This window comes from Winogradskyella tangerina, from assembly GCF_003260205.1.
GTDB classification, from domain to species: Bacteria; Bacteroidota; Bacteroidia; order Flavobacteriales; family Flavobacteriaceae; genus Winogradskyella; species Winogradskyella tangerina.
This window is the reverse complement of sequence record NZ_QERF01000002.1, coordinates 515,793-528,516: the sequence shown is the minus strand read 5'-3', so window position 1 is coordinate 528,516 and position 12,724 is coordinate 515,793. Positions and strand designations below refer to the sequence as shown.

Here is a 12,724-nt window from a genome sequence, read left to right as displayed (position 1 = left end):
TTTTAAATGAAAAAAACAGCCTCAAAAACTTGAGGCTTATTCATTTTATTAATGATTTATAATTCAAAAGCGGTTACGGTGTATCCGGCTTGTCTCAATAAATTAATCACGCCATTTTCTCCTGCTAAATGACCAGCTCCGACACCAAAAAATGTAGGTTCCTCTTTGGCGTAATCTTCAATTTTAGAGATCCAATTCTTATTACGATTTTCTAAAAGCACATCCTGATGGTCTGAAACGGTCTGATAGCTTTCATCATCCATAATGCTTAATAAGGATTCAATGTCTTCGCTTTTATAGACATCTAGCATTTTAGCAAATAGTGTTTTATCATATTCAAGATTTTCTTTAGCCATTCGCACTAAGTCGGCGTATTGATCTTCCAAAGGAATATCTTCAAAAACCTTCATTTGATCTTCAATGGTTTCTAATCCATCGATCTCTTCGTTTTGTTCCTTAGCTATTTTGATAAGCTCTAACTCAAAAGATTGCATCGGACAGTCAATTAACTTTGGATAAAGCATTGACGTTAAGAAAAATGGCTTAACGTTAGAAATCAATTTCATCGACATTCCCATATTTTTTGTAAAAAGGGAGTCTAAGGCAACAAAATCTTCTTCTGAAACAAAATCTTTAGCAGTCTGCCCATCCGGAAGATAAGTCCCCTTCATCATTTTGAGCGACATATTGGGGTCATCCATGTCTAACTCCAAGACAATTCTAGACGTCTGATCTAAGGCTTCTTGAACATCAGCTTCAATGGTTGCATCACAGGTAAGATGGATTGTACCAAACAAATAAGATGGCTGTTCTAAGCCGTTTCCTTCAATTTTCCAAAGTGTTGAATTTTCTAATTTCTGTGCATATGTAGCAACTATGGATAATAGTGCCACAATACTTAGCGATAAGATTCGTTTCATTTAATGTATTATTTTTTATTCCATTTGTAGCCTAGAGATCAAATTTGTTACAAAAGGAAAGCAACACGTCCAAAATTCGATAGCTTTTCAAATTATTTTCAGTGTTGCTTAAACCAACCAATCATATTATAGACTGATAACTAGCTTGTTTGTTACAGTCTGTTTATAACTCTTCAACGACCAGGTCGCCTTGATTTCTAAAAACTAATTTATCGTCAAATTCGTCAAGCAAAATAATGCTATCCGTAGTGACACGTCCTGCAAGTATTTCTTTACTTAACTGATTCAAAACTTCTTTCTGAATCACACGTTTTACAGGTCTCGCACCATACTCAGGATTATATCCCTTTTCTGCTAAATACGCCTTAGCTTCAGGTGTAGCATCGAATGTGATTCCTTGTTTTGCAATCATCTTAGTAACGCTTTTAAGTTGAAGACCAACAATATCCACAATATTAGCTTTTGAAAGTGGCGTAAACATAATGGTATCGTCAATTCGATTTAAAAATTCTGGTCTTACACTTTGTTTCAGTAAGCCTAGCACATCTAGTTTTGCACCTTCAATGGCTGTTGGAATATCTTTAGTAGCTTCGAAGCGTTCTTGAATGATCTGACTTCCTAAATTGGATGTCATGATAATAATGGTATTCTTAAAATCAGCGATACGACCTTTATTATCTGTCAATCTGCCTTCATCCAATACCTGTAATAAAATATTGAAGGTGTCTGGATGTGCTTTCTCTATTTCATCTAGTAAAACCACCGAATAAGGTTTACGTCTCACGGCTTCAGTTAACTGGCCACCTTCATCATAACCAACATATCCTGGAGGCGCACCAACAAGTCTGCTAACCGCATGACGTTCTTGGTATTCACTCATATCAATGCGTGTCATGGCATTTTCATCGTCAAATAAATATTCCGCCAAAGCTTTTGCTAATTCTGTTTTACCAACACCAGTAGTTCCTAGGAACAAGAAAGTACCTATAGGTTTTTGTGGGTTTTGTAAACCAGCTCTAGAGCGTCTAACGGCATCACTTACAGCTTCGATGGCTTCTTCTTGCCCGACTACGCGCTTGTGCAGTTCGTCTTCAAGTTTTAGCAATTTCTCACGCTCACTTTGTATCATTTTGGTTACCGGAATCCCCGTCCACTTGGCCACAACATCAGCAATATCCTCATAAGTAACTTCCTCTTTGATCAGAGCTGTTTCTTGTTGTTCAACTAACTGCTTCTGGAATTTTTCAAGTTGCTCGGTAGCTTCCTTAATCTTTCCGTATCGGATCTCCGCAACCTTTCCGTAATTACCTTCACGCTCAGCACGCTCTGCTTCAAGCTTAAAGTTTTCGATATCCTGCTTTATATTCTGAACGTTTTCAACGATTTCCTTTTCACTTTTCCATTTGGCATTAAGCTCATTACGTTCTTCTTTGAGATTTGCTAAATCGGCTTTTAGAGACTTCAATTTTGATTCGTCTTTTTCACGTTTGATGGCCTCGTGCTCAATTTCAAGTTGCATAATTTTTCTATCGAGAACATCGAGTTCTTCAGGTTTTGAATTGATTTCCATCCTTAATTTTGAAGCTGCCTCATCCATAAGGTCAATGGCCTTATCTGGAAGGAATCTATTTGTGATATATCGGTTTGAAAGCTCTACAGCACCAATGATGGCCTCATCTTTTATGCGAACTTTGTGATGAGTTTCATACTTTTCTTTAATACCTCTTAAGATGGAAATTGCACTTTCAGTATCAGGTTCTTCAACCATTACTTTCTGAAAACGACGCTCAAGAGCTTTGTCTTTCTCGAAATACTTTTGATATTCATCTAAGGTCGTAGCACCAATTGCTCTCAATTCACCACGTGCTAGTGCAGGTTTTAAGATATTGGCGGCATCCATAGCACCTTGACCACCACCAGCGCCAACTAGAGTGTGAATTTCGTCAATAAATAAAACGATATCGCCTTCACTCGTTGTGACCTCTTTAATAACCGCTTTCAGACGTTCCTCAAACTCACCTTTAAATTTAGCACCAGCGATTAAGGCACCCATATCGAGTGCAAAAATTTGCTTGTCCTTCAGGTTTTCAGGAACATCACCATCAATGATGCGGTGGGCTAAACCTTCTGCAATGGCTGTTTTACCTGTTCCGGGTTCACCTACTAAAATCGGGTTGTTTTTTGTTCTACGTGATAGAATCTGAAGAATTCTACGGATTTCCTCATCGCGACCTATAACAGGATCTAGTTTGGCATCGCGTGCCAATTGGTTAAGGTTTTTCGCGTATTTATTTAAAGAGTTGTAGGTTTCTTCCTGACTTTGAGACGTTACTCGGTCTCCTTTTCTCAATTCCTGAATAGCCGCGTTAAGGCCTTTTTCAGTTACACCTTGATCTTTTAATATCTGAGCGATTTTACTTTTCGTTTTAAAAATTGCCAAGATGAGGTGCTCTATCGATACGAAGTCGTCATTCATGTTTTTAGCAATAATAGACGCTTCGTTTAATGCTTTTCCAGCTTCACGAGAAAGCATTAGATCTGCTCCTGAAACTTTTGAGAAACTCTCTAATTCTTTATCTAATATTTGTTGAAGAATAGGAATATTAACATTCAGCTTCTTAAGTAAGAATGGTAATACATTTTCGTCAACATCAAAAAGTGCCTTGAAAATATGTTCATTTTCAATTTGCTGATGGCCATAACTTTGAGCGATCTGCTGTGCTCTTTGTATAGCCTCTTGTGACTTTATGGTATAATTATTAAAATTCATCTTTTTATATGTTATTCAATTTTTTTGTTGTGTTTGACTATCTTTATTCAATAATCTTACCATTGAAGATTGGCAAGAAAAAAACGACAAAATGACTGATATAGTGTGCTTTCGGGTGACGTTTTGTCCTTTTTAATGGGATATGTTTTCACTCTATATAAAGAATCTTATCTTTTTTATTCTTCAACCAGGAATAGTGGTTGGGTTAATTCCGTATTTGTTATTGAGACGACGATTTGACTTAATAATTAATGCTGAATTAGGATTAATTAAATATCTTGGAATTATCTTAATAATAGCCGGTCTGTGCATTGCACTTTATTGTGTTTATCGTTTTATTATTGATGGTAGAGGAACACTGTCGCCAGTTCGCAGAACAAAAGCACTCGTTGTAAAAGGATTGTATAAATATAGCCGAAACCCTATGTATGTAGGGATGTTATTGGTGCTGGTTGGTGAAGTTATGTTTACGGGTTCATTACGTCTGCTTGTATATGCAATAGGTGTTGCAATCGCCTTTCATCTGTTTGTAATTTTTGTTGAAGAACCGAGACTAACAAGAGATTTTAAATCGGATTACTTACGTTATATGAATGAGGTAAGGCGCTGGATTTAATTAAGTTGAATATCTGCTATTGCAGAAATCAGAAAAGAAATATGTTTAAAAAAATGTTTGGGAGTAAGTCTCCAAAAGAAGAAAAAGAACTACCGTGGATTGCCCTTAATTCTTTAGAGCAATTAAAGATGATTGAAGAACAGTCTAAGATAAAAACACAATTAATCTTCAAACATTCTACACGATGTGGAATTAGCAGAATGGTAATGAATCAGTTTATAGAATTGTATGATGAATCTGCTGATGTTGATTTATATTACCTTGATTTATTGAGTTTTCGTGATGTTTCTAATGAAGTGGGTTATAAGTTTCAAGTGATGCATCAATCGCCTCAATTGTTAATTATTAAGAATGGAGTTGCCGTTGCACACGCATCTCATGGGGCAATTAATGACCTTGATTTAAGTCGTTTTATGTCTTAATTGAAGATATCTATGAAACCAAACACCATCGTATTTTCTGATTTATCTACGTATTTGCCAAAGGATAGCATGGCATTTTACGAAGCAGTGTTCGGTTGGACCTTTTATCTGGAGGCAGATTATTATGTTGGTTTTAGTGGTGATAATGCGGTGGCTGGTTTATATGAAACCCCAGCAAAATTTCAAGCCTTGGGTATGCCGCATTTTTGGATGACTTACATTCAGGTAAATTCAGTTGAAGAAACAGTTAAGAATGCAAAAGCCCTTGGAGGTATTGTAGAAATGCAGCAGACTATTTCTGGTTTTGGCAAAGTTGCCTTAATTCGTGATCCTCAAGGTGCGGGATTTACTATTTATGAAGGTGATAATTTGAAGTCTACTCGGACCGATAATGTTGCGAATACTTTAATTTGGAACGAGCTTCATGTTTCGGACATCAGTAAGATCATACCATTCTATGAAGGTATTTTTGACTGGACGTTTGAGAAAACGAGTTCAGAACATTTCAAAATAAAAAGTCGAAATTCAGATTACATTGCAGATGCTAGAGTAATTTCTAACGAATTCAAAGGAAAATATGAATATTGGGTATGCACTTATGGTGTTACCAATCTTGAAGACACTCAACAGTTAGTAATTAAAAATGGCGGTCATCAGATCTTGGATGAAGGCCAACGTATTCTAATGACTGATAATTCAGGCGAGGCGTTTTTTTATATTAGAGCAGTATCATAAAAAACCTCCTATAATCAGGAGGTTTTTATTTAACTATTCAAACGATAGCTCCTAATGATGTGCTTTAGTTTCATTTTAAGGTCTTCACCAGAATCGAATACCATTTGCTCATCACTTGGGAATGGAATCTGGTCTTGCATGAGTAAGGCTCTGTCGCCTCTGTTAAGTGCTCTTCGGTCGCCTCTAAATCGACCAAAAACATTTTCAAAAGTAAAACCACTATCTATAGCAAAGTTATCCATTACTTGATTTCTTTTTAGATCTGTATATACGACTTCTGCTATCACCTGAGCTGATTTAGTCTGAATAACTTCAAAAAATCGCGCTCTAACATTGATAATTCGATCAACTTTGATATCATTTCCTAAACTGTCTTGAACAACATTACCGTACTGATCTAATAGATATTCCCAGCCATCAATAATTTCGCGCTCTCTCAACAATTGTCTTTCATTAATACGTTCAGGAGAGACATTAATTCTTTTAAGTTGAAGCTCCATAGCAAAATCATAGTCTATGCTATCGTCTACAATGGCGTGATAAGTCGTCCAAAACTGATTAAGACCATAAGTGTTGAAATCTAAAAGTTCGACTTCAAGACGCTGAGGAATAACTTGATAAGTCTCATTTGAGATGGATACGTGTACATAATCCATTCCTACCGAATGAGCTTCTAGCATAAGGTCTCTAACATTTTCAAAATTTGGATTAATACGATCTACATATTCAAATAAGCTATAGGCTTCACGTGCATTGATTTTATCTTCAGAATCTAAGAGATCCAGGGCTTTATCCATTAAATAGTCTGATGTTTTGTATCTATAGTCTACAAGTTCTTCGCTGTAATCATTGAAGCTAAAGTGAATGGTTTTTCCATCTATTTTTAAGGGCATAACGCGTTTTATAGCTGCTTGTCTTTGTTCGAGATCAGAATAAGATTCATAAATGGTTTTATATAACTCCGGATTGCCATCTTTTTCCCAATGTGCAATCTGTACCAAATCCTCAGATAAGACTTTATCGTAAGCATCTTTGAGCATAAAAATATAAGCTTGCTTACGTTTTTTGTCTTTGTTGTTTTCTAGTTTTTGCAAAGCATCGGAAATTGCTTCGTCATAATTACCATGACTGATTGCTTGTTCAATTTGTTTTTTGGCACTACAAGATACGAGTACCGAAACAAGGACTGTTAAAAGTAAAAATCGTTTCATAATCTTGCGTTTTAAGGGTTATATAAATTGAAATCCAATCTCTATGCCAAACTAAAAAAGCATTCAATAAATGAATGCTTTTTTCTCCTCAACTACTACAATGACTTAACTGAAAAGAAGCCATGTAACAAAACCTATCAAACCGTAAAAGGTGACCAGAAATATTTCGAGCTTGTATTTTTCTATTTTATCCATGTTGTTTTGTGAATACAAGATATAAAGCAGAGTCTTAGGCTAAACTACACGTTATGGGTAGTTTTAAAGTCGGCGTTCTTTTGCAGAACGCCAACTCGCAAACATTGCATATCAAGTGTTATTCTTTGATGAGTTTTTTGGTGATACTTCCGTTTTTTGTTTGAAGGGTTACGAGGTAAATTCCAGAATTTAAATCTTCGATGTTGTAGTCGTTTTGACTACCAATAAAGGATTTTACCAGTTGCCCTCGAAGGTTGAAAATATTTAGGTATGAAATGGTCTGATTGGTATTTAGAGTAAAACTTGAAATTGTTGGGTTGGGGGAAAAAGTTACAGTATTATATAGCTCTTGATTGTTTACTGAAAGTGTTGGGTCTTCGTATTTAAAGAGTTCATAACCTGTAGAGCCATTATTTGCTGAAAAGAATAAAATGTTATTTACTACTATTAAATCTAATGGATCACTACTTGCAACACCGGTCCAAATATCTTCCACTAATTGAGTACCAACGGTGGTTCCATCAGTTACCCATAACTCACGACCATTAACGCCATCGTCAGCATTAAAATAGAGTTTACCGTTATATTCTGTAAAACCTTGTGGTGTACTTTCTCCTGTTGGATTAATATCCGCAAGCATTTGTGTACCTGCATTTGTACCATCCGAAACCCAGAGTTCTACGCCATTAGTACCGTTATCAGCGCTGAAATATAATTTACCGTTAAAAACGAACAATTCATTTGGGTTACTATTTCCTGTAGGATTAATGTTACTTAGCAAATTTGTGGTTGAAGGAAAGCCAGTACTTGACCAAATTTCTCTACCGTTGATTCCATCATTGGCAGTAAAGAAAATGGTACCGTTCATAATGGTGAAATTAGAGGCGTCACTGCTTGCAGCACCACTGCTAATATTCTTCAAATTAGTTAAGTTGCCATTTGAAGTTATTCTAAAGATTTCATTACCGAAACCTGGTACGTTAGCAGTAAAATACAATCGATTATTATAAACAAATAGATTTTCTGGATTACTACTATCAGGACCAGGATTCGCATCTACTCCAAGGGCTGTTCCACTTCCACTGGTTCCTGGCACACCATTGGTTCTCCATAGTTCTCTTCCAACATTGAAATTAGCTCCAGAAGAACTTGTGGCACTGAAGTACATATCACCATTAAATTCAACGAAATTGGACGGTAGACTGCTTGATGCTCCTGCGTTTAAATTAACACCAAATCCGTCAGAAGTTGAAGGCGTTGTGCCATTACTTAGCGTACTTGCGAAACAATATTCGGTACCCCAATCGATATTAGCACTTAACCATCTAAACCGTGCTGAAAAAATTAATTTATCATTTAAGGATGTGATATTTGACGGGTCACTCCCACGAACAGACTGAAAGTTTTCTTGATTGAATTCTCTATGAATTATAGTTCCGCTAGTCGTACCATCAGTAACCATAAGTTCAAAATTTGGATTTACTCCAATTTCACCAAGACCAGATGCTGAAAAATAGACTCTACCATCTGTAGGCATAAGATAGAAACCATTAGGGTTACTATCAAAAGCGTTATTGATATTTCTCAATAAGAATGTTCCATTTTCAGTGCCATCGGAAATCCAAAGTTCCATACCATTTACACCATTATCCGCAGCAAATAGTAGTGAGCCATTATAAGATATCCTATTGTTGGGGTAAACTGCAACACCATCACCAGTAGGATTAATATCAAGTACTAAACTAACCTGTGCTTGTGATAATATAGTCGTAGTTAACAAAGTAAAGAGTAGATATTTTTTCATAATAAATAGGTTTTAAAAGTTATGGGATAAAATTACTTTTAGACCTATTTGCTTGTGCTACCCATATGGGTAGAATTAGATGAGGTTTTCCTTATTTGCTTTATTAACAGCTTCAATATTAGAATTTACCTGCAACTTAATATAGATGTTTTTCAAATGAAATTTTATGGTGTTTTTACTTATGAATAGCTGCTCGGCAATACTATCGTAACTATTACCTTCTGCCAAAAGCGTTAGTACTTCTTTTTCGCGATTTGAAAGCGCTATTTTACTTTGTTTCCTTCGGAAAGAACCCACAACCATCTTGGCAATCTTAATACTCATTGGCGCTCCTCCAGACACCGTCTCATTTAAGGCTTCTATTAATTCATCTGGAGTAATACTCTTGGTTAAATAGCCCGAAGCACCGGCACATAGAGCATTGAAAACCATCTCTGAATTTTCATAAACCGTTACCATAATGATGTCGGTATTTGGTTTTAGTTGCTTGATTCGTTTTGTGCCTTCAACACCATTAATGCCAGGTAATTCAATATCAACAAGAAGAATATCAGGATTGTCATAAGAAAGGTTCTTGAGTGCTTCTTCGCACTGTGCGTAGCTAGCGACAACCTTGAAATTTTGAGTGCCGTCTATCACTTCCTTAAACCCATCTCTCAAGGGAATATTATCTTCTATAAGTACAACTTTATGTTTCATGCTTCTACAAAATTAAACTAACCGATCTCGACTGTTACTACCTTTTTAGGTGGTTTTTCCCTTAAAATAAACGGTTGTGCCATCGTTTTGGGTTGAAATGAATTGTAATTCGCTATTTATTTTTTCTGCTCGTTTTTTCATATGACCCAAACCATTTTCAGACCGAAGGTCTTCCGCATCTATCCCAATACCATTATCTGTGAGCTTAATCTCAAGCAAATCAGCTTCAAACTTAAAGCTAAGAATAACCTTTGTACATTTTGAATGTTTCAAGGAATTAGTCATTGCTTCTTTAAAAATATAGATCAGCTGTTTACTCCAGTAGAAAGGCAATTTTACATCCTTGTCAATTGACTTTTTCAACTGAAATTTTATAGCCGATTTGCTAAAAAAATCCTCTCCAAAATCCGAGAGATAAGTTACAACTTCTTCCAAGCAATCGCTATTCGATTTTAGGGAGAAAATAAAATCGCGTGTTCCCAAATATAAACTTCGAGCATCTTCGGTAATCTGTTGTACTTTGGTGGTTATACTGGTCTTTTCCTTTTTAGTATCCTTTTGAATAAGGTTAGATAGTAGTGATATTCGTGCCAATTTATTACCGAGTTCATCATGGAAGTCTTGAGCAATATTTTCTCTCACATTCACGATTTCTTTCTCTAATCGGGCTTGGGTGTCAATGGCATTTTGAAGTGCGACATTTACAACCTTGGCTTTTCGCAATTGCCTAACTTTTGTGATGAGTAAAATGGCCAACACCAATAAAATTGAGATAATAACCAGTATTGTGAGCCTGTTTATTTTAGAATCCTTTAACTTTAGTTCAGCATCTTTGAGCTCAGTTTGGTACTTGGTTTCAAGTTCGTTGATGGCACTGATGCGTTCTATTTTTAGCAAACTATCCTTTAGTTTTTGATGCGCTTTAAAACTGGTTAAAGCTTTTTCAGTATTTCCTGTACCTTCATACAATTCGGCGGCCTGCAAGAGCGTCATCATATAACCACCAATATCATTTTTGATGTCATATTTTAACATGCTGTCTGTCCATTGTTCGGCCTCTTTCAATTGATTTAAATCAAAATGATCCCAGGCTTTTGATAGGTATAGTCCACTTAAATTCTTAGCCCCTTTTATTTGTTTACCGTAATAAATGGCCGTATCAATATTGGTCAAGGCCAATGGAAGATTACCGTCATGATAAGCAAATGCCTCTAATGCCCTGTACAGTAGGGTTAGTTCGCGATAGTTCTTTTGTTTTTTAGCCAATGGCTTAACACTTTCAATTAGATGTAAGGCAGAATCAATTAGTGTTTTTCGTTCAGTTTTGGTGAATTCATTTTCATATTGATAACTGAGCCATCTGTAGTTGGGGATTTTTATTTCATTTGAATAAATGTGGTGTTCGGCTTGTTTTACATAATGCCATCTTTTTTTGTCTTCATTTAATCGCGTAAATAGAAAAACCAAGTGCTTATAAGCCTCTATCTGAGTTTGGGTGTTGCCGAGTTTTTGCGAAGCAGCTAGAGTTTTAAAGGCAAATTCAGATAGTTTTTCGTAGTCGTTTATAGCTCTATAATAAATCGTTTTATTCAGTGTTAACCTTGTCTTTTTTAAAGGACAGTCTAGCAGTTTCAATATCTGCTCTTGGCTTTCGATTATCGAAAGTAGTTGCTCATTATTTTTAAGATTTGAATAGTATTTAAACTCTAGGTCAAGTCCCTCAAATTCACATATTTTTTCGTTGGAATTTTTTAGCGGATTGATTTTTGAAAATAGGCCTAGCGAATCATTGAGTTCAACATTTTTAATGTTCTCTTTTGAATTGTCTAACACCGAGCATTGGCAATCGTTCTGCGCCTGAATTACCCCATTTATGCTTACTAAAAAAGCGAATAGTAGTACTCTCGAAAAGATGTTGTATGAATAGCGCATTTGTAAACAATGAAGCCTTCAAAAATACAAAAACCCTTAAAAGAAAAAACCTACCCGAACGGGTAGGTTTTTTCAAACTTTATAAAAATTTACTTTTTCTTTTTTGGATTGAAAACTGGCAGTAATTGGGTTTTAACCTGTCCGAATCCAATACGTATATCGTCATTCTCACAATAACCGCGCATAACAACAGTATCGTAATCATTAATAAATTTTCGCTCTGTACCGTCCTTTAACTTGATTGGTTTTGAACCTTTCCAGGTCAATTCTAACATAGAACCATAAGAATCTTCAGTTGGGCCAGAAATTGTTCCACTTCCCATCATGTCACCAGAGTTCACCGGACAACCATTAACGGTATGATGCGCCAATTGCTGAGCCATATTCCAGTACATATATTTGAAATTTGTTTTGCAAACCGTCGTTTCTTTACCGCCTTTCGGAATTATACCAGCTTCCAAATGAATGTCAAAGCTGTGCTTGCCTTTGGTTTGTAGATATGGTAAAGGTTTTGGATCTTGTTTTGGACTTTCAACTCTAAAAGGCTCAAGAGCATCTAAGGTCACAATCCATGGAGACATGGCTGAAGCAAAGTTCTTTCCTAAGAAAGGACCTAAAGGAACATATTCCCATTTCTGAATATCTCTAGCCGACCAATCATTAAACACTACCAATCCAAAGATATATTCTTCCGCTTCTTCAACAGGAATTGGTTCACCTAAGTCATTGGCATCTGTTGTAATAAAGGCCATTTCCAATTCAAAATCTACCAATTTGCTCGGACCAAAAACCGGCGTATCTGATCCTTCAGGAAGTGTTTGTCCCTGTGGTCTATGAATTGGAATATGAGTCGTTACAATTGAAGAACTACGTCCGTGATAGCCTACCGGAATATGTAACCAATTTGGCATAAGTGCATTGTCGGGATCTCTAAACATCGAACCAACATTAGTCGCATGTTCTTTACTCGAATAAAAGTCGGTGTAATCACCAACATGAATAGGCATTTGCATTTCAATTTCATCTAATCGGAAACAAATGATCTCTTTATGCTTGGTATTGTTTTTAAGTTCGTCATTATTCGCGTCGAAGATCTCAGCAACACGATTTCTAACGGCGCGCCATGTTTTTCTTCCGTCAGCAATGAAGTCATTTAATGAATCCTGAAGAAAAATATCATCGGTCAACGGAATTCCATCAAAATAACCCAATTGATGTAAGGCACCAAGGTCAATGGCGGTATCACCTATTCGTGTTCCGATGGTGATGATATCTTCTCTTGTAAGAAATACACCGAACGGAATATTCTGAATAGGAAAATCAGAATATTTGTTGACATATAACCATGATGTTCTATTTGGGTTATTAGCTGATAATGGCATAGCTTTATTGTTGATTAAATGTTCATTATTTTTCTATT

At 36.0% G+C, this 12,724-nt stretch carries 10 protein-coding genes; 3 read left to right on the top strand and 7 right to left on the bottom strand.

What is annotated here, in order from left to right; genetic code table 11:
* Positions 1-56: 56 nt before the first annotated feature.
* Positions 57-920: a TraB/GumN family protein gene (locus DDY94_RS05105; protein ID WP_111682960.1), complete on the bottom strand. Its 864-nt coding sequence runs from the start codon at positions 918-920 to the stop codon at positions 57-59.
* 163 nt (positions 921-1,083) lie between these two features.
* Positions 1,084-3,690: an ATP-dependent chaperone ClpB gene (gene clpB, locus DDY94_RS05100; protein ID WP_111682959.1), complete on the bottom strand. Its 2,607-nt coding sequence runs from the start codon at positions 3,688-3,690 to the stop codon at positions 1,084-1,086.
* 142 nt (positions 3,691-3,832) lie between these two features.
* Here clpB and DDY94_RS05095 point away from each other — a divergent pair, with 142 nt between their 5' ends.
* The 3 genes from DDY94_RS05095 to DDY94_RS05085 are packed head-to-tail and all read left to right on the top strand — an operon-like array spanning position 3,833 to position 5,463.
* Complete coding sequence (locus DDY94_RS05095) at positions 3,833-4,306, top strand: methyltransferase family protein (RefSeq protein WP_111682958.1); 474 nt, start codon at positions 3,833-3,835, stop codon at positions 4,304-4,306.
* 41 nt (positions 4,307-4,347) lie between these two features.
* On the top strand, positions 4,348-4,728 hold the full coding sequence (gene ytxJ, locus DDY94_RS05090) for a bacillithiol system redox-active protein YtxJ (protein ID WP_111682957.1): 381 nt from the start codon (positions 4,348-4,350) through the stop codon (positions 4,726-4,728).
* Between the two features lie 12 nt (positions 4,729-4,740).
* On the top strand, positions 4,741-5,463 hold the full coding sequence (locus tag DDY94_RS05085; RefSeq protein ID WP_111682956.1) for a VOC family protein: 723 nt from the start codon (positions 4,741-4,743) through the stop codon (positions 5,461-5,463).
* Positions 5,464-5,492: 29 nt separating this feature from the next.
* Here DDY94_RS05085 and DDY94_RS05080 read toward each other — a convergent pair whose 3' ends face one another.
* The 5 genes from DDY94_RS05080 to fahA all read right to left on the bottom strand — a co-directional run bounded on the left by DDY94_RS05080 (position 5,493) and on the right by fahA (position 12,686).
* On the bottom strand, positions 5,493-6,674 hold the full coding sequence (locus DDY94_RS05080; protein ID WP_232817819.1) for a hypothetical protein: 1,182 nt from the start codon (positions 6,672-6,674) through the stop codon (positions 5,493-5,495).
* A gap of 313 nt (positions 6,675-6,987) precedes the next feature.
* The gene (locus tag DDY94_RS05075; protein ID WP_111682955.1) at positions 6,988-8,673 is read right to left on the bottom strand and encodes an ELWxxDGT repeat protein; all 1,686 of its coding nucleotides are present in this window, start codon (positions 8,671-8,673) and stop codon (positions 6,988-6,990) included.
* A 75-nt stretch (positions 8,674-8,748) separates the two neighbouring features.
* Entirely contained in the window at positions 8,749-9,372 is a 624-nt protein-coding gene (locus DDY94_RS05070) for a response regulator (protein WP_111682954.1), read from the bottom strand.
* 45 nt (positions 9,373-9,417) lie between these two features.
* The gene (locus DDY94_RS05065; RefSeq protein ID WP_111682953.1) at positions 9,418-11,304 is read right to left on the bottom strand and encodes a sensor histidine kinase; all 1,887 of its coding nucleotides are present in this window, start codon (positions 11,302-11,304) and stop codon (positions 9,418-9,420) included.
* A gap of 89 nt (positions 11,305-11,393) precedes the next feature.
* The gene (fahA, locus tag DDY94_RS05060; protein WP_111682952.1) at positions 11,394-12,686 is read right to left on the bottom strand and encodes a fumarylacetoacetase; all 1,293 of its coding nucleotides are present in this window, start codon (positions 12,684-12,686) and stop codon (positions 11,394-11,396) included.
* Positions 12,687-12,724 lie beyond the last annotated feature (38 nt).

Excerpts from the sequence above, each read along its gene's own strand:
- DDY94_RS05105 (WP_111682960.1), bottom strand. The coding sequence starts at position 920 with ATGAAACGAATCTTATCGCTAAGTATTGTGGCACTATTATCCATAGTT.
- clpB (WP_111682959.1), bottom strand. The coding sequence starts at position 3,690 with ATGAATTTTAATAATTATACCATAAAGTCACAAGAGGCTATACAAAGA.
- DDY94_RS05095 (WP_111682958.1), top strand. The coding sequence starts at position 3,833 with ATGTTTTCACTCTATATAAAGAATCTTATCTTTTTTATTCTTCAACCA.
- ytxJ (WP_111682957.1), top strand. The coding sequence starts at position 4,348 with ATGTTTAAAAAAATGTTTGGGAGTAAGTCTCCAAAAGAAGAAAAAGAA.
- DDY94_RS05085 (WP_111682956.1), top strand. The coding sequence starts at position 4,741 with ATGAAACCAAACACCATCGTATTTTCTGATTTATCTACGTATTTGCCA.
- DDY94_RS05080 (WP_232817819.1), bottom strand. The coding sequence starts at position 6,674 with ATGAAACGATTTTTACTTTTAACAGTCCTTGTTTCGGTACTCGTATCT.
- DDY94_RS05075 (WP_111682955.1), bottom strand. The coding sequence starts at position 8,673 with ATGAAAAAATATCTACTCTTTACTTTGTTAACTACGACTATATTATCA.
- DDY94_RS05070 (WP_111682954.1), bottom strand. The coding sequence starts at position 9,372 with ATGAAACATAAAGTTGTACTTATAGAAGATAATATTCCCTTGAGAGAT.
- DDY94_RS05065 (WP_111682953.1), bottom strand. The coding sequence starts at position 11,304 with ATGCGCTATTCATACAACATCTTTTCGAGAGTACTACTATTCGCTTTT.
- fahA (WP_111682952.1), bottom strand. The coding sequence starts at position 12,686 with ATGCCATTATCAGCTAATAACCCAAATAGAACATCATGGTTATATGTC.